Consider the following 19844-nt stretch of genomic DNA (forward strand, 5'->3'; position numbering starts at 1 on the left):
TGGCATGGATGTATTAAGCTCGATTGAACAGCGCAGGGAGATTACACAATTCAAGGATACAGCTATATCACAGGACATACTGGATAAGCTAATTCGCTCTCTTTATTTAGCTCCGAGCGGAAATAATCTGCCTTCCCGTGAATTTATTCTTGTAACGAAGCGGGGCATGCTGGAGCAACTAAGCACAACGACTCCGTATATGAAATGGCTGGCAGGGGCTGGTGCTGGAGTTGTCATTACCGGAAACCCGGGACTAAGTAAGTATTGGCTGCAGGACGCTTCAATCGCTGGAGGATTTCTATGGCTAACTGCCGTGTCATACGGTTTGGGTGCCGCCTGGGGAGCTGTGTATCATTCAGAGGATATGGCGGAATCAGTCCAGCGGGAAAGCCATGTTCGCTCTTTACTGCATATTCCCGAGGACATGCGCGTTGTAGCGGTTATCGGATTAGGCTACCCGGCGGCTGCACCAGAACCAAAGAAGAGCGAGCCGCTGCAGGCAGTTTTTCATCAGGAGTCCTATGGGGGAGAACAGGTATAGCTTGGATTTAACGAGAAATGTTTATCGGGGGAAGGTTGTGACTCTTTGAGCCTAATCGAAGCAAGAGGTCTGCAAAAGGTGTTTCGGCAGGCAGTTAAAGACCCTGGTCTTGCTGGAGCGGTGAAGCATCTTTTTACGCAGCGCTACAAGGATAAATATGCGGTAGAGGGGATTGATCTTACGATTGAGGAGGGGGAAACCGTTGCTTATGTAGGTCCTAATGGAGCAGGCAAATCGACGACGATCAAAATGCTTAGCGGCGTTCTTGTTCCTTCCGGAGGAGAAATCCGGGTGGACGGCTTGATTCCTTACAAACAAAGGATGGAGAATGCGGCGCAGATCGGAGCTGTATTCGGGCAGCGTACTCAGCTTTGGTGGGATATTCCGGTTCGCGAATCATTAGCATTATTAAAAGATATATATCAGGTTCCAGCGTATACATTCAAACGGAATATGGATGTGTTCACGGAAATATTGGAAATGGAATCATTTCTTCATTTATCTGCGCGCAAGCTGTCGCTCGGTCAGAGAATGCGTGCTGATCTGGCGGCTGCTCTGCTGCATAACCCCAAAATCGTTTACTTGGATGAACCAACAATCGGCCTGGATATTGCTGTAAAACAAAGAATCCGCGATTTTATCAAGGAAATGAACCGAACCCAGGGAACGACTATGCTGCTCACAACGCATGACCTGGGTGATATTGAGGATTTGTGCGAACGCTTGGTCATTATTGACCATGGACGGATTATTTATGATGGGAAATTGCAGGACGTTAAAGATATGTTCGCTCGGGAAAGAACAATACATATGCAATTGAGCTCGCCAGTGACTGACATTTATAGCTCGTTCTTAGATTTATCTGATGTTCATTTGGAAAAAGATGAAGCGTCTCAATTGAACCCTCTTTCGCTCTCGATTCGCTTTGACCGATTCAACTGCACGGCCAGCGAAATTGTGAAACGTGTAATGAATCGTACGGAAGTGATCGATTTTCGCATCGACGAGCCTAGCATCGAACATATTATTCGCCGTGTCTATGAAGGAAAGATGGATTCGTCTGTATTATCCAGCGCAAGTAGAGGGAGTGCTTGAAATGGGCATTAAAAAATATTATTCTCTTGCGCTCTGTTCCATGCAGAACACACTGGCGTACAGACTTTCTTTTATTCTGAATTTCGCCGCCAATTTTATCGGTCTGATTGCGATGTATTGTCTCTGGCAAGCGGTATATGATGGACGGGCGCAATTATCCGGCTTCACCTGGCCGCAGATGCAGTCGTATCTGCTGATCACGTTCCTTGTGAACTCGATGCTGTCTTATTACTCTGAGTCGGGGATTACGAATAAGATTATTGACGGAAGCGTCATGATGGATTTACTCAAACCTCTTCATTTTCAAAAAGCTCGTCTTGCGGAGACCCTTGGCTCCTGCGTGCTGGAGGGGATATTAAGCTGCGTTTTGATTGGGGTTCTGGCCGTGTTTACGGTAGGGGCCTCGCTTTTGCAAGATGGCTTGACCAGTTTTTTGTTCCTAATCAGTCTGCTGTCATCGATTCTAGTTAAATTTGGCATCGTTTATATTACAGCGCTGCTTTGCTTTTGGACGATGAGCGGGATCGGGCTGATTTGGGCCAGAATGGCGGTTACCAACTTATTGTCGGGAGCTTTGGTGCCACTAGCCTTTTTCCCGCCCTGGTTGAAGTCTATCGCCATGCTGCTTCCATTTCAAGGCATCGTGAACACACCTGTAACGATCGGTTTGGGCATGACCGAGATGATACAGGCACTTCAGTTAATCGCCATCCAGTGGATATGGATTATAATTTTATGGTTGCTCGGAAAGTGGATGTGGTCGTGGGCCGTGCGGCAAATTACGATCCATGGAGGATAGATGCGATGAAAATATCACCGCGACGAATATTGTATTTATATTGGCGATTGTTCAGCCAGCAATTGAAGGCGATGATGGAGTACTCTGCGGATTTTTACATTATGATCGGAGCCGCAGTCATGACCCAGGTTACCGGGTTTCTATTTTTGTGGGTCATTTTTTCCCGTATTCCAGACATTCAGGGCTGGCAATTTTGGGAGGTTGCCTTTATGTATGCAGCGATCTATGTTTCTGAAGGGGTAGGATCTTTATTCTTTGAAGGGACGTGGCGGATGCTGCGGCTGGTAAATTTGGGTGAACTTGATCGCTATTTGGTACGACCGGTTCCGGTTGTGCTGCAAATTTTCTGCACTGGAATCGGTATGAATGGATTGGGTAATATTATCATTGGGGGAACAATCATTATAATGTCTTTGTCCCATATCCACATTGTATGGAGCCTGCAAACGGTGGGTATGGCGATCATTTTGTTTGTGTCTGCCATGATCATCAGGGTAGCTATTAATCTTGCAGCTAACTGCTCGGCTTTCTGGATTCGCAATAGCGGAAATGCGTTTCCTATTATGATTCACAACTTGGGTGAATTCGCCAAATATCCGATTACTATTTTTTCTCTGGGACTGCAGCTCTTTATTTCGATTGTTGTTCCATTTGCCTTTGTCAGTTTTGTGCCGGCGGCAGCGATGTTTGGGAAGGAGTCCTGGAGTTACCTTGGCTGGTTCAGTCCACTTGTTGCTGTGTACTGCTGCGGTGTTGCGCTGCTCCTGCTTCGGATCGGTCTTCGGCGGTACGAAAGCGCAGGGAATTAAGCTTGGCCCCCATTGACGATGACGCTTCAGTTTTATATAATGGTTGGTAACCAAAATTGGAAATTGACTACTTTGAAGAGGAATAATAGTTTGAATTCTGCCATCCAGAGAGCCGGTGCTGTGGTGTAAGCCGGTTGGAGAATACAAATGAACTCGCCTTGGAGTTATGATGCAATGGAGCTGAACGCTGAATTTAGCGGCTGTTCCGAGAACATCATCGTCTTGCCTGCGTTAAGGGTGTAAAGGGAGCGGATGACAAAGCATGTCGGAAGCTAACTAGGGTGGTACCACGGGAAACTCTCCTCTCGTCCCTAGCGATCATACGCTATGGATCGGGAGGTTTTTTTCTTTTTAGATATCAGCAAGTATATAACTTTGGAGCAAACGCATCCTGATATCGCAGCATAAATTGCCGCTATCCGCGGCCTGTCTATTTGGAAGTGCGTCAATAGACGTTTTTCTTTATACCTGAAGGGAGTTTAGGATCATGAGCAATAACAACAATTCACACGATGTATATCGTGCCCAGTCCATTGAGCCGAAATGGCAGGCGTACTGGGATCAGCATCAAACATTTAAAACCCGCGAGGAGCCGGGCAAACCGAAATTTTACGCGCTGGATATGTTCCCGTATCCGTCTGGTGCAGGTCTTCACGTCGGCCATCCGGAAGGATATACAGCGACGGATATCGTCGCTAGGTACAAACGGATGCGCGGCTACAATGTACTCCATCCGATGGGCTGGGATGCCTTTGGTTTGCCAGCGGAACAGCACGCGCTCGATACAGGCGAGCATCCGCGCGATATTACGGTCAAAAATATTAACAACTTCCGGCGTCAAATCAAGTCGCTAGGCTTCTCGTACGATTGGGATCGGGAAATCAGCACAACGGATCCGGAATATTATAAATGGACGCAGTGGATATTCATCCAGCTTTATAAGAAGGGACTCGCCTACGTTGCAGAGGTGCCTGTCAACTGGTGTCCTGCGCTCGGCACTGTCCTTGCGAACGAAGAAGTCATCGACGGCAAGAGCGAGCGGGGGGGCCATCCTGTTATCCGCAAGCCGATGCGCCAGTGGGTATTGAAAATTACCGAGTATGCCGAGCGGCTGCTCGAGGATTTGGAGGAGCTTGACTGGTCAGAGAGCATCAAGGACATGCAGCGCAACTGGATCGGCAAGTCGGAGGGTGCGGAGGTCGTCTTCCAGATCGAAGGAAGCGCTGAGACGGTAACCGTGTTCACAACTCGTCCAGACACCTTGTTTGGAGCCAGTTATGCTGTGCTTGCGCCAGAGCATGAATTGGTTGAGAAAATCACGACTGAAGCTCAGCGCGCTGCTGTACTTGCGTATCAGGAGCAGGCAGCCCACAAGAGTGACTTAGAGCGTACAGATCTTGCAAAAGAGAAATCCGGTGTCTTTACGGGAGCCTATGCGATCAATCCAGTGAATGGCGAGAAACTGCCGATTTGGATTGCCGACTATGTGCTTGCAGGATATGGAACAGGGGCAATTATGGCGGTTCCGGGACACGATGAACGTGACTATGAATTCGCGAAACAATTCGGTTTGTCTATCATTGAAGTAGTCGAAGGCGGGAATATCGAAGAAGGAGCGTATTCGGGAGATGGCGCTCATATTAATTCTGATTTCCTGAATGGTCTGCGTAATGAAGAAGCGATCAAGAAAATGATCGCTTGGCTGGAGGAGAACAACAAGGGACGCGGCAAGGTGACCTATCGTCTGCGCGACTGGCTGTTCAGCCGCCAACGGTATTGGGGCGAGCCGATTCCGATTCTCCATCTCGAGGACGGAACGATGAAGCCGGTTCCGGAAGATCAGCTGCCGCTGCTTCTGCCGGAGGTCGATCATATTGAGCCGTCAGGTACAGGAGAGTCCCCGCTGGCCAATGTGACTGAATGGGTGAATACGACGGATCCGGAGACGGGTCTTCCAGCACGCCGTGAAACGAATACGATGCCGCAATGGGCGGGAAGCTGCTGGTACTACTTGCGATTCATCGATCCTCATAATGATAAGGAGCTGTGCTCTAAAGACAAGGAACAGGCGTGGATGCCTGTAGATTTATACATCGGCGGAGCAGAACACGCGGTGCTTCACTTGCTCTACGCCCGCTTCTGGCACAAAGTGCTGTATGATCTTGGCGTTGTTTCTACGAAGGAGCCATTCCAGAAGCTTGTCAACCAAGGGATGATTCTGGGGACGAACAACGAGAAGATGAGTAAATCCCGCGGCAACGTGATCAACCCGGACGTTATCGTAAATGAGCATGGAGCAGATACGCTGCGCGTATATGAGATGTTCATGGGGCCGCTGGAAGCAACCAAGCCATGGAATGCGAACGGTGTGGAAGGAACTCATCGCTTCCTGTCCCGGATTTGGCGCTTGTTCGTCGCCGAAGACGGCAGCTTGAACACTAAAATTAACGATGGCCAAGGCACCGACGAGTTCAAGCGGACATGGCATAAAACGATCAAAAAAGTGACGGAGGACTTTGAAGCGCTGCGCTTCAATACTGCGATCAGCCAGTTGATGATCTTCGTTAATGATGCTTACAAAACGGATGTCGTGCCTAAAGCAGCGGCAGCCAATTTTGTGCAATTGCTGTCACCGCTTGCTCCTCACTTGGCTGAGGAGCTGTGGGAGCGTCTCGGGCATACAGAGAGCATCACCTATGAACCATGGCCTGTTTATGACGAGGTCTGGATCGTGGACTCCGAAGTGGAAATCGTCGTTCAGGTAAACGGCAAAATTGTTGAGCGCACGAAAGTGCCAAAAGATCTGGATCAAGCGGGGATGCAGGAGCATAGCTTGGCACTGCCAAGTGTGAAGCAGGCTCTCGAAGGCAAAACCGTTCGTAAAGTTATCGCGGTGCCTGCCAAGCTCGTAAATATCGTTGCAGGCTAAATTTCATCATCTTGTGGACTGGGCGAATGTTCAGCCGGGCTGCTGGCGGCCTCCATATTTGCTTGGTCATGGGCGGGGCTGCCCGCGGGCTGGTTGGCGGAGTCAAACATCACGGCCAGCCGGACGAGGTCGGTCTGGTGCTTCCGCTGAGTTGCTTCGATCAAACTGGGAAAGACCCCTGCAAGGCGCTCTTCCAGGATGGCCAGCCCTTCAGCGGTAACACCGCCGGGCACGGCGACCCGCCGCTGCAGCTGTTCCGGTGAAAAGCCGCCTTCCGTTAACAGCCTGCCGGTACCGAGCAGCATCTCGGCTCCGATCCCGAGAGCTTCCGGCATGCCGATCCCGGTCATTTCCGCAGCCGCCCGGGCCCATTCCTGGATGATATATGCCATAAAAGCAGGACCGCAGCTTGCGATGTCAGAGGCGATTCTCGTCTCTGACTCTCTTATGAAAGTCGGCCTGCTGATGGAGGACATCAGCTGTTCCAGCAGCAACCGGTCCTCTGGCGGAACCCGGTGGCCGTAAATGCATAATGAAGCTCCGCAATGTACGGAATTCGTAATGCTTGGGATGATCTTGGCGACTTTCGCCGGAATTTGCTTCTCCAGCATGGAGATGAGTACAGGGCTGGAAATGGAAATAACCAATTGCGATATATGAACAACACTGCGAATTTCGTTAATGACCTCAGGGAAATGATTTGGCTTTACGCATATGAAGATCATGTCGCTCCCTTGAACGGCTTCAACATTGCTCGATGTGAGGACAATGCCGGGATATCGTACGGCCAGCAGCTCCGCCTTTTGTTTACTGCGGTTGCTGACATACAGATTTTGCGGGTGCAGTGCACCGGAGCGCAGGAATGCTCCGATTAGCAGGCTGCCCATTGAACCCGTTCCGATGAAAGCGACTCTCATCCCATTTCCCCCTTTGGCGTGCTTACGCACTAAAATATTCGTCGTTTAAATATGTATGCATCTTGAATGGATCTTCATGACTTTTTGGACAGATTCTTTTGAGATTGGAGTGGTAGCTGGCATGAAGCGGGAATATGTGATGGTTTCAGTGGTGTCTGCGGTCATCGGAGCAGCTTTGATGCTCTTGACTATAGGCGGAAGCCGATCTGCCGGTATCGAAGGCTGGGTTCCGGTCAACGGCGAGATGATGGCCGCTTTGGACAGTAAAGGGATGAAGGACGAGGGACTTGCGTCAGCAGAAGGAACTGCTTCAGTAAAGAGCGCTGAAGCAAAAAATACTGAAGCAGAGACTACCGCTGTAAACACTGCTGAAACAGAGAATACTGCCGCAATGACTGAGGCAGAGGCTGCTCCCGGAAGCGAAGCAGGCTCGGGGGAACGAACTGCTGAAATGGCGTCAGGGACGGTGAACCCTGATGCTGCGTCCAGCAACGGCAGTGGAGCTGCGGCATTTGCGCAGCCTTCTTCCGTTCCATCGGAACAGGATGGCCTGATTAGTATAAATACAGCTGATTACGTCCAGCTTCAAAAGATTCCAGGCATCGGCGAGAAGAAGGCGCAGGCGATTGTTGATTATCGGAACAAGCAGGGTTCCTTTATATCTCTAAGCGATTTGAAGAAGGTGAAGGGAATCGGTGATAAAGTGTTCCAGAAAATGAAGCCTTATATCAAACTGTAAGAGGAGACTAAGGAATGAGTCCAGATACTCGCAAAGATTGGGATACGTATTTCATGGATATCGCTTATATGGTGTCGACAAGGTCGCGCTGCAACCGCCGGCATGTGGGCGCCGTGCTTGTGCAAGGCAAGAAGCTGCTGGGGACGGCCTATAACGGTGCACCATCCGGAGTATCGGACTGCTCGGAGGCGGGATGCATGATTGCCGAGGAATATGAGGTTGTGGCCGTTGATGGACAGGAAACGATGGTCAAAAAACAGCGCTGTGTTCGAACGATTCATGCTGAGCAGAACCTGTTATTGTTTACCGACAGAATCGACCGTGAAGGGTCCAGCGTATATGTAACGGACGAACCATGCTGGACTTGCGCTAACATGCTCGCAAACAGCGGGATTACCGAAATTATTTATCATCGCCCCTATCCAAAGGATACGGATAAAGTTGCCGCAATGATGAGTCAGAAGGGAATTGCCTTTCGGCGTTTGGAATCATACCAGCCTCCGAAAGAGACGGATGGACGGGTGGAAGATTAGAGCGGGTAAAGCGGAAAATGCTGGCTCTATGAAGCAAGCAAATAGTTATAGGTAAAGAGATGAAGGAAGAACCTCGTCTGCTGCTGCAGAGGAGGTTCTTTTTTTGCAGCGCATAGATGGATTTAAATTTCCATAGAAAAGGAGAGCCTTTATGACCCGCAGGCCGTTGGTTCATGCTGTTTGCTGCTGGATTGCCGGCAGCAGCTTGTCCTGCCTATACAAAGGAACTGTTTTTTGGCTGCTGTGGACAGGAGTGTCGCTGATGATCCCCTTGCTGGGATTGCTTATCCGCTGTCCATGGAAGAAGCTGCTTATATTTTGGCTTATATTTACTTGCGGAGCCGTTTATTGGTCTTTGACTGATGCTAGAAATGAGAGCAGGCTGGCCGAAATTTTGGCTGTGGACAGCAGCCGCTCCGGAAATGGCCCCCTCTCTGAAGACGTGCAGGTACTGGTTAAAGGGACTTTAATTTCCGCGGTTGAAATAGATGGGGACCGGGCAGATTTCACGCTTCGTCTGGATGGTCTGGATGATGTGTCGGTTGCTAGCGAAGAAGGCGTAACGGATGGTATTGAAACGGCTGAACGGGTGTTTGATGAAGTCCGCGGCGAAAGGCTGGCTGTTCAGGTGCGGCTCGCTTCAATAGAGGAGATACAGATCGCTAAGACATGGCAGAGAGGCTGGCAGATCGAGGCAAGAGGGAGTCTGGAACGTCCGGGGATCGCCCGGAACTTCGGCGGATTTGATTACCGCAACTATTTGCGAAATCAACGGATTCACTGGATATTGAAAGCGGCAGGCGCCTCCTCTGTAGAGGTTGCGGCCAGCCATGAATTTAGTCCGGCCTTATGGCTCGGCAAGGTGGATGCCGCTCGAGGGATGCTGGGAAATCGTATAGAGCAGCTGTTCCCCGAATGGCAGGCGGGTTACATGAAAGGATTACTGATCGGCTACGCCAGCGAACTGGAGCCTGACAAATACGCTCAGTTCTCCCAACTCGGTTTAACGCATATTTTGGCTATTTCCGGCAGTCATGTTGCGATTAATGTCAGCTTAATTTTTAGCCTATTGCGCTTATGCCGGGTAACCCGGGAAACCTCGCTGCGCATTGTGTTTTGCTTTGTTCCGCTGTATGTGCTAATTACAGGATTTTCACCATCTGTCATCCGGTCAGGATTCATGACGATGATCGGTATATATTTAGTTAGCCGGGGCTTGCTTAAAGATGGATTAAACGTCCTTTGTGCCGTGGCGCTGCTCATGCTGTTATGGGAGCCTTATTATTTGCTGAATGTCAGCTTTCAGCTTTCTTTTATTGTAACGGCAGGCTTGATCTTGTTCGTCCCGCTGCTGCTGCCTTATCTCAGCTGGCTGCCTGCAAAACTGTCCGGTGCTGCTGCGATTACGATCGCCGCACAAATCGTCTCCTTTCCTTTGACGATTTATTATTTCAATCAATTTTCGCTGCTGTCCTTAGCGGCTAACATGCTGCTTGTCCCGCTGATCGGCATGATTACTCTTCCTGCGGGTACAGCTGCATTGCTCCTTAGCGCTCTCTCCTTGCGGTTAGGAACATGGCTGGCTTATCCTGTACGCCTCTTGAACGAAGCTACCTTTATCGTGACGGAATGGCTAAACGGCCGCAGTGGATTTATGACCTACTGGAAATCTCCGTCAATTTTATGGATTATCGTATTTTACTGTGCTTTTTATTTGTTGCTCTCCCTGAGGCACCGCAGCAGAATTATGCGGCAAGCCGCCCTTTCGGCCAATGATGATACGATGCCGCTTGACGGGCTGCAGGCATCTGCGAGTGCTGCTCCTGTTCGCCCGCAACAGCTTTTGTCCGCAGCGCTTGCAGGGTTGCTGCTTGTGCAATTATATTTAGGATATCAGCCTTTAAATGTGAGAGGGAGGGGACATGTGCAATTTATCGACGTAGGTCAGGGAGATTGCACGCTTATTACGACACCGGAAGGGAAAAATATTCTTGTGGACGGAGGGGGCACCGTATCATTTCGTAAACAAGAGGACACTTGGAGAAATAGGAGAGACCCGTTTGAGGTTGGGGCGAAGATCGTCGTCCCGTTATTGAAGAAGCGCGGAATCAATCGCTTGGATGCAGTAATTGTTACGCATGGTGATCAGGATCATGCCGGAGGACTACAGGCCGTGCTCGAGCAGTTTCCGATCGGTGCTCTGCTTATGAATGGAACATTGAGCGGCTCCGCAACGATAGACAAGCTAATGTCAACAGCTGTAAGCAAACAAATTCCGATATATGCAGCAGGGCAAGGAATGCGTCTAAAGATAGATTCATCGACGGTCATGCAATTTCTGTCTCCGGAGTTTCAGGAGTCCGGTCACCGTGAAATTCCCTATATTCAGGAGCAAAATCATGAATCGGTCGTGTTCACTCTGTCTATGGCTGGAGCAACCTTTTTATTTACAGGGGACATGGATGAAGCAGCCGAGCAGCAGGTGCTGGAAGGGGTTGATTTACAGCGGCAGCAGACGGTCGATGTTATGAAAGTTGCGCATCACGGAAGTAAAACCTCAACCTCATTGGAGTGGCTGGAATATTGGCAACCTGCGTCAGTTGTTATTTCGGCGGGAGCATCGAACATTTACGGTCACCCTCACCCGACAGTCGTAGAGCGATTGGAATCCTCCGGAAGTCATATTTTTCGGACGGATCAGCAGGGGGAAGTGCAGATAGAGGTGCTAGACGGTAACCTTCGCGCCCGGTTCATGTTGTCTACTTCTGGATGACGGGTCCTAATTTTTTTGGTATTCTTAGGTGAGATTTGACATGAGCCGGGTATCATCAAGACCTTGCTACTAAATTTTCCAATAAATAATAGTAACAACATTGCAACATATCGCCAGTCGATATCGTCTGTAAGGTTGCAAGGAAGGGGGAGCCTTTGTGGTGGAGCAGGAACTCATCAGAGCCGCTCAAACGGGCGATCGCGACGCTCTAATCACCCTATTGCGTGAAATTGAAAATCAAGTGTATCGTACAGCCTATTATATTTTGAATAATGAACAGGATGCGCATGATGCTGCACAGGAAGCACTGATACGAATTTATACTAAGATTAATTCTTATGAGGAGAAGGCCCAATTTAAAACCTGGGTACAGCGAATTGTAACGAATATTTGTATTGATAAGTTCAGAAGGAATAAGCCGACGGTATCCATTGAGGAGCACGAGATCGTGTTTGAAGGGAAAGATAATGTTGAGCGTGAAGTGATGTCGGGCTATATCGCGCAGGATATCCGTGAGGCGATTGATCAGCTTCCCGAGCATCATCGTTCTGTCGTTGTTTTAAGATATTTGCAGGATTTTTCATATAACGAAATTGCTGAGAGCTTGAATTTGCCGCTCAATACGGTGAAATCCTATTTATTCAGGGCGAGGCAGCAGCTTCAGCACTTACTCCAAGATTATCAGAAAGGTGGTGTGTCAGGATGAATTGCCCGGAGGCGGTGGAATGGATGCATCGATATATAGACCATGATTTGAATGATGAAGAAACTCCGCTATTGCTGGAGCATATTAGCAGCTGCAGCGACTGCGCCTATAAATTTGAATTGCTGAACGAGCTTTCGCTTAAACTGAGCGAGCTTCCGGATGTCACACCCCGCTATAGCCTTGTGGACCAGATTATCCCTCAGCTCGATGAGATCGACCGGGCGCGTTTGGAAGGAGGAAGCGCAGCGGAGCAGGATAGCCTTATTGAGATGATAGCACCGTCTGCCGCAGCGAATTCCCGGAGTATTCGCAGCCGGCGCGAGAAGCAGGCGACGAAGCGCCACCGCAACATTCGTACAGGTGTGCTCGGCACGGTAGCGGCAGCTGTCATATTGGGGATTTTTATTACGCAATATGAACCACGAACGGTTCCTAATGCCGATATATCAATGTCTAATAACAGCGCGGACACGGATGTAGAGTCGACAGAGAGCGGGCTTATAATGAGAAGTTTCAATGGGGAGGCGGAGAATTCCTCTCAGGTTGGGGATGAGGCAGATGCGAATGCAGGTTCAAAATTAAGGGATGCAGAAGCTGGAGAAGGTACGACCGGAAAGGATAAGTCATCTTCTGCTGCCGATAATAATATTAATAGAGAGAAGGCGGCTGCCGGCCAGGATGTGAACAAGGAGGGTTCTTCATCCGATGCCCGCGAGGCTGCACCGGCTGAGGATACGGCAGATTCGGGGCCAGCAGGTTCTATGAACGATACGGAGACTGACAGGCAGGTGAACGAGCCCGCACAAAACAGTCCGGTTCAAGACGAGCCGCGGCGAAGTGATTCAACAAACGATGGGGAAGCTAGAGGCAACAACATGGAAATGATGCAGCCAGAATCGCAATCCCTGGCACCTGCCCAGCAATATGGCATTACAAATATGACAGCTTACGAGGAATGGAATTCCCCCGACGGCATGCATCTTGCGATACTGCAGGGCGATCATTTGTATATTTATAAAGTGAACGGCGGGGAACAGCAGCTTATTGCTGATCAACAGGTGAAGGGCGCATGGGTTAAAGGAGAATGGTCGAGCGACGGCACCAAATTCACCTATGAGGCAGAGGATGCCGGCTCTATAACGAAGCATTCTTTAGAGGCCAAATCATCCACAGACGCGGAAAATTCGTCTCAAAATCAGTAATCAAGCACAATTTCAAGAGATATGGAATAGGTTATATATATATAAGAGAAATATAGAGAAATGAAAGACCCTGATCGTCGTATGACCGCCGGCGGGAAAGTTTCTAGAGCTTTTCAGCCCGCGTTTATATAGATGCTCCGGGACAAAGGGACCTGACGGCCTGACGGCTGAGGTCCTTTTGTTTGTGCTACGGTATAAGTCAGCTTGATCTTGGGGCAGGGAACTGCATTTGGACGAAACCCGTATTTCAAAGTATCATAGTATTATGTAATGAACTTGAATGGCACGACGAATCAAGCATCGCCGCTGCCGAGGATTACTGGTGAGATGAGAGGGGAAGCCGAGTGGATATTAAAACGGCGGTCAAGGAAATCAAGCAGGGGCGTATATCCCCTTTATATGTATGTTACGGGACGGAAAAATACCAAATCAACGAATTCATCGCTTTACTTGAGAAGCATGTCGTCGACGAGGAGCAGCGCGACTTTGCCTTCGCTGCCTTCGATTTGGCCGAAACGCCAATTGAGGCGGTGGTCGAAGAAGCAGAGACTTTGCCGTTTCTCGTGCCGCGCAAGCTGATCGTGGTCAAGGATGCGGCGTTGTTTACGGCGGGGAGGGACGGCGGAAAAATAGAGCATAAGCTGGAATCGTTAACCGCTTATATGGCCAATCCAGCCGAATACAGTGTCATTGTATTCGTCGTTCAGGGAGAGAAGCTTGACGAGCGGAAGAAGATCGTAAAGGCCATTAAAGCTTCAGGGACAGTGCTCTCGTTTATGCCGCTTGGCGCGGGGGAACTCGTGCAGTGGGTTGTCAAACAAGCGGAGAAAAGAGGCTGCCGCATCAGCGGTGAGGTAGCGGAATCGTTAATTGCCGCCAGCGGTGTCCAGATGTCTGTGCTGGCTATCGAGCTGGACAAGCTGTGTCTGTATGCCGGATCTGGCGGAGTAATTGATCAGGGGGCCGTTGATCAGCTAGTGGTGCGAAGCACGGAGCAAAATGTTTTTGCCATGGTGGAGTTCATTGCCGGGCTTAAGCTGGAGCAGGCGCTGAATATTTTTTATGAGCTGCTGAAACAGCGTGAAGAGCCGATTAAAATTGCCGCGCTGATCGCGCGCCAATTCCGGATTATGCTGCAAGTAAAGGAATTGGGCCGGCAAAGCTACTCGCAGCAGCAAATGGCTTCACAGCTTGGGCTTCATCCGTATGCGGTGAAGATTGCCGGGGACCAGGCTCGGCGATTTGACACAGCCAAGCTGCGTGAAGTGCTGTCCGAGCTGGCCCAGCTGGATTATAAAATGAAGAGCGGCGGCATTGACAAAGTGCTCGGCCTGGAGCTTTTTTTGCTGAAGCTGGGCGCATAGCTCTGCTCATCAATCCGCCGGGAAAAGCCCGCCATTGCGCCAAAAAAACCTGAACATCATTTGTTCAGGTTTCTTTGAGCTTAAGTTTATAAATAACGGCGCTTACGCTTGAGCGGTAAGGGCGTTTAATTTTTTAGCCAAGCGGGATTTCTTACGGGCAGCAGCGTTTTTGTGGACCAGACCTTTAGTAACGGCTTTGTCCAATTTTTTAGCAGCTGCAGCAAAAGCAGTTTTAGCTGCTTCTACTTCATTGTTTGCCAGAGCGGTGTCGGCAGCTTTAACAGCAGTACGCAGAGCGGACTTTTGCGAAGCGTTCAACGCACGGCGTTTGTCGTTAGTTTTCACACGTTTAATAGCGGATTTAATGTTTGGCATTGCATTCACCTCCTGTAAAGCAAATATCATCCCAGATGATTCACAACTTAAAATATTTTATCACGCAGCAAAGTAAAATGCAATAAATTCATCATAAAGAAAAGACGCTTGCATAATGTCTAGCATCCTCCCGCACAATATAAGGAGACAATGGAAAGGGAGGTCTTTCTGACATGAATTTGGATTTACGGCAGTATTCCGTACGTACCGATTTGGCAGTGGAGTCTAAAGAGCTTGCGGAAACGATTCACGGCGGACCGGTATCTGGTGTGGATGAAGAAGTTACGGAACAGGATGGCATTAAAATTACACGGCTGGATGTGAACAATGAACAGGCTGCACGGCAATTAGGCCGGCTAAAGGGGCATTACGTCACTCTGGAGGTGCCGGGCCTGCGCAGCCATGACAGTGAGCTTCAGGAGAGGGTATCCGCAGCGTTTTCCAAAGAGTTCGATCATTTTCTGCAGAAAATAGGGATCCCCGCAAACGCCACCATATTAATTGTCGGCTTGGGCAATTGGAACGTAACCCCCGATGCACTAGGGCCGCTTGTTGTAGAAAATGCGATCGTGACCCGGCATTATTTTGAACTTACGCCTGATCAAGTAGCGCCGGGGTACCGGGAAGTCAGCGCCATCGCTCCCGGGGTTCTCGGCATCACCGGTATCGAGTCCAGCGAAATTGTACAGGGCATCGTAGACCGGACCAAGCCGGATGTCATTGTTGCGATCGACGCCCTGGCTTCCAGATCGTTAGAACGGATCAATACGACGATCCAAATTGCGGATATCGGCATTCACCCGGGTTCAGGCATAGGGAATAAGCGTAAAGGATTGACGAAAGAAATTATGGGCATTCCGTGCATTGCTATAGGCGTTCCGACCGTGTGCTATGCGTCAACCATTGTGAATAATGTGTTCGATATGATGATCTCGCATTTTAATGGAGAGGGCAGTGTAGGCGAGGGAACTACGAAGCGCATCATGGGATTGCTGACAGATTTGAATGAAGGGGAAAGATTAGGACTGGTTAGAGAAGTGCTGGAGCCGCTAGGGCATGATCTCATCGTGACTCCGAAGGAGATTGACGAGTTTATTGAGGACATTGCCAATGTTATCGCCAGCGGACTGAATATCTCTCTGCATCAAGCGGTAGACAAAGATAACGTTGCCGCCCACACCCACTAACGTAAACACAATGGCCCGCTCCTGTTTTCAGGCAGCGGGCTTCTTGTGATTTACACACGGTTTTCTTTCGTTAAAAGCCTATGAAGCTGGTAAATCTAGCGAATTTTATTTTTTTGTGAGAATGAGAGTTCTACTTTGCCGAATAGGTTCATAGATTTGAATAAATCTTTAAGACGAACTTCACTTACTTCGGCTGAAGGAGGGCTTTGCAGAAATGAAAGGATTCAGAACTTGGAATGTGGCTCAATGGAGACGGAATCTGATACGCGTGCTCGCAATGGGACAAACTTTTTTGCTGTTGTTGTTTTTGTCTATCGTATTTTTTATATTGCTCGGGGTGGCCGGCATTGCGGAAAAGCAACTGAACACTTCCCCCGTATCCTCCATGAAAGGATTGGCCTCCTCGTTATCCAGCCGATTTTTTATCAGCATGCTTGGAATGGAATTGCCTCATATGGTGCCGGAAAAGGAGATGAGCGCTTTTTCCGGAAAGCAAATGACGAATTTTGTATTTCAGCTGCTTACGGATGTGAATCCGTCTGATCCTAAAAGTCTCGTTGCCCGGGAAGTACCGGGCCTTGGGGCGGACAGTCCGATACTGCTTCGTACGGGTTCGGGAAATACAACCGTTCAGGCTCCAGAGGATTATCGCCCTGGAGCTGGCGCAGACGGAAGCAGCCCCGATCATCCCGAGCCGGGGGACGGCGGTGAGCCCGATCAAGTCCCGATTACACCGGCAACACCGACAGCGCCCGATTCCGCCAACAAACCAGATACGCACCCGATCGCCCCGGGATACAAAAATATCGTTATGGTCTATCACTCGCATCCCCAGGAATCGTTTAATCCGCTCCTCGGTACAGATATTTCAAACCCTAGCTCTGCTCAGAAGACGTTAAGCGTAGGACTGGTTGGGGACGCTTTGGCCAAGGAGCTTGAACATAGAGGTGTTGCTGCATTGCACGCCTATGAAAATTACGCAGCCACGGTACAAAACTACAGCTACAATTACTCCTACAAGTATTCAAGGCAAACTGTAAAGGAAGCGATGTCCCAAAACGGTAAACTGGAATATTTCATAGATATTCACCGGGATTCTCAGCGGCATGACAAGACCACGACTAGCATTGACGGCGTTTCCTATGCGCAGGTCTATTTCATCATAGGGCATGGAAATGAAAGTTGGCGGGAAAATGAGGCTTTTGCCAGCTCCATTCATGAGCGGTTAGAGAAGTCTCATCCCGGAATATCACGCGGGATTTGGGGCAAAACTGCATCACAAGGCAACGGCGAATATAACCAATCCCTCTCGCCTCGGAGTGTTCTGATTGAAATCGGCGGAATCGATAACACCAAGGAAGAACTGGAGCGTACAGCGGGAGTATTAGCGGGAATTATCGCGGATATTTATTGGGAAGGCCAACAGGCGGAAAAGGCGGGATCTCTTACAAAAGGCCAGATGAAACAGGGTGGAGGACAGCAGCAGGCTGCAGCGGGCAATCATTCCGGCTGAAGCAAATTGGAAGGGGGAGCGAAGGTTGGCAAAAGCGATGAGAAAATCATTATTTTATGGAATTATCCTTATAGCCGGAGTGACGCTCGGCATGCAGTTGGCCGAAACTGGAGCAAGCCGGATTAGCGGGCCTGTTTCCGGAGGGGGAGGGATACAGCAGCCGGCGAATCAGGTTTACGAGGGAGATACTGACGCTTCATGGAATGGAGCGCAGCGGGGGGATGCGGCAAGGCCGATGCCCGCTACTCAGGAAGGGGCGCTGTCCTCGCCGGTCAGCAGTCCTGCCTATGATGAGCTGTCGGGGTGGACGTCATTTCAGCCGCCCGCTCCCGAGCAGCTGCTGACACCCGATCGCTTGCTGCTGCCCGTCCCGGAGCAGGCCTCTGTTGATCGTATTGCTGACAAAACGGCCAACTTGCTGCAGCAGGTATCCAAACGCGGCATCTATTGGATCGCCTCGCTTTTTACTTCGGATGAATAGCCAAGGTGCATGCGGCTAGCCTGGTTCTGATGCAAAAAAATGAAGTTTTATGGATCGGGATTAATTTGTTATAATAAAGTTATATTTGTTATGATCGAAGGAATTCAAGTGACCGATTTATACAAGTAAACTTTATGTGGATGTCCGGAGGTAATAATCATTGAAGAAAGTAACGATGCAGCAAATTGCTGATCATCTTGGCGTTTCCAAGTTTGTCGTTTCCAGGGCGCTTTCCGGTAAAGGCGGAGTGAATGAAATGACGAAGGAGCGAGTTATTCAGGCAGCATCTCAGCTTGGTTATTTCAATCAGAAAAACGGCTACGTCAAAAATATAAGATCGGCCGCAAGCACGGTGGCGATTCCCGCTGGGAAGCAATCCGTGCTTGTTCTTATGCCGAATATACGTTCGCAGAACAAAGAGTCCCTTTATTGGGGCAAAGTACTTGAAGGGATATCTGACGAGCTGGAAGACCAGAATCTCGGCATGATTATCGTGTCGGAACCGCGAACCGACGTGATGATGAACATCATTAATCCTGAGGGAATTCTGGGAATGATCGGAGTCGGGCAAATCGCAAGCAGCCTGTTGCTGGAAGTTCATCGAAGCGGTTTGCCGATGGTGCTCGTTGATCATGAGGATCCATTAATCCCTTCCGATACGATTTTTGCCAACAATGTCGATGGGATGTACCGGATGGTTAATTACTTGATTGGACTAGGTCATAGGGAACTTTATTTTTTGGGCAACGTAAATTTTTCCCGCAGTTTTCAAGACAGGTGGCTAGGCTTCAGAAGTGCTTTGGAAGAAAACGATCTCGGCGTACAGCCGCACAAGGACGGGATGCTGCTTCTGGACAGCATTGAAACCGGGGGGTTCGACGAGGCGTTGGAGAATTGGCTTCTGACGAGAAAGCAAACAAAGTCATTGCCGACTGCATTAGTGTGCGCCAATGATTTGATCGCGATTCATACGGTTAGAATTTTGCAAAAATTAGGCCTTCGCGTGCCGGAAGAGGTCTCGGTTACCGGGTTTGACAATATCGATGATGCCGCACGGGCCGAGCCGCAGATCACCACGGTGAATGTGGCCAAGGAGCAGTTGGGAAGGCGGGCGGTAACCAAGCTGCTGGACCGGCTGGCCGATTCGAATAGAGCGGTGGAAAAATGGCTCATATCCGCTGAGCTTTTGTACCGTCATTCCGCTTCAAAGCCACGGGAATAAGTGGACACAAGCGCGGCTAGAAATTATGCTGGACTGCGGCTGCAAGCAATGCTGGGCCGCGGCTGTAAGCTATGCTGCGCCGCGCTATTCCCTAGCTGCCATCCTCGCCTACAGACACCCCAGCATGCCCCGGATCCGCACCGACGCACTGCTCCCTATGCGCAAGATGTACAGGCTTATTTTCCCAAAAAAATGGAGGACGTCGCAGCAAAAACAAACCTCGCCGCGGGCCGCGGGCGAGGTGTTTTTATTCAGGCTTTTAGCCAGTTGAGTGCGTGAAACGCGGGAAATAAAAAACCACCCGCTATTGAACTGCACCCCCAAGATGTTAGATGGTGTCTAACATTAGGGGTGCAGTTCATTATGCGGGTGGAGGGATCTTACAAAGATTAGATTTCGCTATCAGCGACTGTTGTTTGATTCTAGCTATGATGAACGTAAACAAAAGACAGCCCTCCACATTGCTACATCTCGTAGGTTAAAATGGAAAGTGGAAAGACCAACCATTTCAGAGCTACATAGCAAAGGAGAGCTGATACTATGCAGTCTATCACAAAATTCGTCGGTTTAGATGTATCCAAAGAAAAAATTTCGGTGGCCATTGCGGATTCAACCGGGGAAGCCCCTCGCTATTACGGGAGCATTCCACATTCGGCGGC

17 protein-coding genes and 1 other annotated feature are annotated in these 19844 nt (G+C 49.6%); of the genes, 15 read left to right on the forward strand and 2 right to left on the reverse strand.

Annotation, left to right across the window (positions count from 1 at the left end; all coding sequences use genetic code 11):
* Positions 1-4 precede the first annotated feature (4 nt).
* From G358_RS0108490 to leuS, 5 genes are all read left to right on the forward strand, one after another.
* Positions 5-541 (forward strand): nitroreductase family protein, encoded by a 537-nt coding sequence (locus tag G358_RS0108490; protein WP_019636784.1) that lies wholly within the window; start codon positions 5-7, stop codon positions 539-541.
* Between the two features lie 45 nt (positions 542-586).
* The gene (locus G358_RS0108495; protein WP_026342147.1) at positions 587-1636 is read left to right on the forward strand and encodes an ABC transporter ATP-binding protein; all 1050 of its coding nucleotides are present in this window, start codon (positions 587-589) and stop codon (positions 1634-1636) included.
* A 1-nt stretch (position 1637) separates the two neighbouring features.
* A complete protein-coding gene (locus G358_RS0108500) occupies positions 1638-2435 on the forward strand; it encodes an ABC transporter permease (RefSeq protein ID WP_019636786.1) in 798 nt (265 codons plus the stop codon).
* Between the two features lie 5 nt (positions 2436-2440).
* The gene (locus G358_RS0108505) at positions 2441-3244 is read left to right on the forward strand and encodes an ABC transporter permease (protein WP_019636787.1); all 804 of its coding nucleotides are present in this window, start codon (positions 2441-2443) and stop codon (positions 3242-3244) included.
* Positions 3245-3307: 63 nt separating this feature from the next.
* Positions 3308-3560 (forward strand) — a binding site (T-box leader).
* Positions 3561-3731: 171 nt separating this feature from the next.
* The gene (gene leuS, locus G358_RS0108510) at positions 3732-6173 is read left to right on the forward strand and encodes a leucine--tRNA ligase (RefSeq protein ID WP_019636788.1); all 2442 of its coding nucleotides are present in this window, start codon (positions 3732-3734) and stop codon (positions 6171-6173) included.
* Here leuS and comER read toward each other — a convergent pair.
* Positions 6170-7120: a late competence protein ComER gene (gene comER / locus G358_RS0108515; RefSeq protein ID WP_276203559.1), complete on the reverse strand. Its 951-nt coding sequence runs from the start codon at positions 7118-7120 to the stop codon at positions 6170-6172. The genes leuS and comER overlap by 4 nt on opposite strands.
* Positions 7121-7211: 91 nt before the next feature.
* Between comER and G358_RS0108520 the strand changes: the two genes are divergently transcribed.
* The 6 genes from G358_RS0108520 (at position 7212) to holA (ending at position 14407) form a co-directional block, all read left to right on the forward strand.
* Complete coding sequence (locus tag G358_RS0108520) at positions 7212-7829, forward strand: ComEA family DNA-binding protein (RefSeq protein WP_019636790.1); 618 nt, start codon at positions 7212-7214, stop codon at positions 7827-7829.
* A gap of 14 nt (positions 7830-7843) precedes the next feature.
* Complete coding sequence (locus G358_RS0108525) at positions 7844-8362, forward strand: deoxycytidylate deaminase (protein ID WP_019636791.1); 519 nt, start codon at positions 7844-7846, stop codon at positions 8360-8362.
* Positions 8363-8513: 151 nt separating this feature from the next.
* The gene (locus G358_RS29680) at positions 8514-11135 is read left to right on the forward strand and encodes a DNA internalization-related competence protein ComEC/Rec2 (protein WP_019636792.1); all 2622 of its coding nucleotides are present in this window, start codon (positions 8514-8516) and stop codon (positions 11133-11135) included.
* Positions 11136-11292: 157 nt separating this feature from the next.
* Positions 11293-11841: an RNA polymerase sigma factor gene (locus G358_RS0108535; protein ID WP_019636793.1), complete on the forward strand. Its 549-nt coding sequence runs from the start codon at positions 11293-11295 to the stop codon at positions 11839-11841.
* The gene (locus tag G358_RS0108540; RefSeq protein ID WP_019636794.1) at positions 11838-13043 is read left to right on the forward strand and encodes a zf-HC2 domain-containing protein; all 1206 of its coding nucleotides are present in this window, start codon (positions 11838-11840) and stop codon (positions 13041-13043) included. Before G358_RS0108535 ends, G358_RS0108540 begins: the two co-directional genes overlap by 4 nt.
* 344 nt (positions 13044-13387) lie before the next feature.
* Positions 13388-14407 (forward strand): DNA polymerase III subunit delta, encoded by a 1020-nt coding sequence (gene holA, locus G358_RS0108545; protein WP_019636795.1) that lies wholly within the window; start codon positions 13388-13390, stop codon positions 14405-14407.
* Positions 14408-14509: 102 nt separating this feature from the next.
* On the opposite strand, the gene rpsT is transcribed toward holA, so the two are convergent.
* Entirely contained in the window at positions 14510-14782 is a 273-nt protein-coding gene (gene rpsT, locus G358_RS0108550; RefSeq protein ID WP_019636796.1) for a 30S ribosomal protein S20, read from the reverse strand.
* Between the two features lie 173 nt (positions 14783-14955).
* On the opposite strand from rpsT, the gene gpr reads away from it, so the two are divergent.
* The 4 genes from gpr (at position 14956) to G358_RS0108570 (ending at position 19185) form a co-directional block, all read left to right on the forward strand.
* Complete coding sequence (gene gpr, locus G358_RS0108555; protein ID WP_019636797.1) at positions 14956-15969, forward strand: GPR endopeptidase; 1014 nt, start codon at positions 14956-14958, stop codon at positions 15967-15969.
* Positions 15970-16183: 214 nt separating this feature from the next.
* Positions 16184-17482, forward strand: coding sequence for a stage II sporulation protein P (locus G358_RS0108560; RefSeq protein ID WP_019636798.1), 1299 nt, complete (start codon positions 16184-16186; stop codon positions 17480-17482).
* Positions 17483-17507: 25 nt separating this feature from the next.
* On the forward strand, positions 17508-17963 hold the full coding sequence (locus tag G358_RS0108565) for a hypothetical protein (protein ID WP_019636799.1): 456 nt from the start codon (positions 17508-17510) through the stop codon (positions 17961-17963).
* A 160-nt stretch (positions 17964-18123) separates the two neighbouring features.
* Positions 18124-19185: a LacI family DNA-binding transcriptional regulator gene (locus G358_RS0108570; protein WP_019636800.1), complete on the forward strand. Its 1062-nt coding sequence runs from the start codon at positions 18124-18126 to the stop codon at positions 19183-19185.
* Positions 19186-19844: the final 659 nt, after the last annotated feature.

The organism is Paenibacillus fonticola DSM 21315, assembly GCF_000381905.1.
Classification (GTDB): Bacteria; Bacillota; Bacilli; order Paenibacillales; family Paenibacillaceae; genus Fontibacillus; species Fontibacillus fonticola.

Excerpts from the sequence above, each read along its gene's own strand:
- gpr (WP_019636797.1), top strand. The coding sequence starts at position 14,956 with ATGAATTTGGATTTACGGCAGTATTCCGTACGTACCGATTTGGCAGTG.
- G358_RS29680 (WP_019636792.1), top strand. The coding sequence starts at position 8,514 with ATGACCCGCAGGCCGTTGGTTCATGCTGTTTGCTGCTGGATTGCCGGC.
- G358_RS0108560 (WP_019636798.1), top strand. The coding sequence starts at position 16,184 with ATGAAAGGATTCAGAACTTGGAATGTGGCTCAATGGAGACGGAATCTG.
- G358_RS0108520 (WP_019636790.1), top strand. The coding sequence starts at position 7,212 with ATGAAGCGGGAATATGTGATGGTTTCAGTGGTGTCTGCGGTCATCGGA.
- G358_RS0108525 (WP_019636791.1), top strand. The coding sequence starts at position 7,844 with ATGAGTCCAGATACTCGCAAAGATTGGGATACGTATTTCATGGATATC.
- G358_RS0108540 (WP_019636794.1), top strand. The coding sequence starts at position 11,838 with ATGAATTGCCCGGAGGCGGTGGAATGGATGCATCGATATATAGACCAT.
- G358_RS0108500 (WP_019636786.1), top strand. The coding sequence starts at position 1,638 with ATGGGCATTAAAAAATATTATTCTCTTGCGCTCTGTTCCATGCAGAAC.
- leuS (WP_019636788.1), top strand. The coding sequence starts at position 3,732 with ATGAGCAATAACAACAATTCACACGATGTATATCGTGCCCAGTCCATT.
- G358_RS0108505 (WP_019636787.1), top strand. The coding sequence starts at position 2,441 with ATGAAAATATCACCGCGACGAATATTGTATTTATATTGGCGATTGTTC.
- rpsT (WP_019636796.1), bottom strand. The coding sequence starts at position 14,782 with ATGCCAAACATTAAATCCGCTATTAAACGTGTGAAAACTAACGACAAA.
- G358_RS0108490 (WP_019636784.1), top strand. The coding sequence starts at position 5 with ATGGATGTATTAAGCTCGATTGAACAGCGCAGGGAGATTACACAATTC.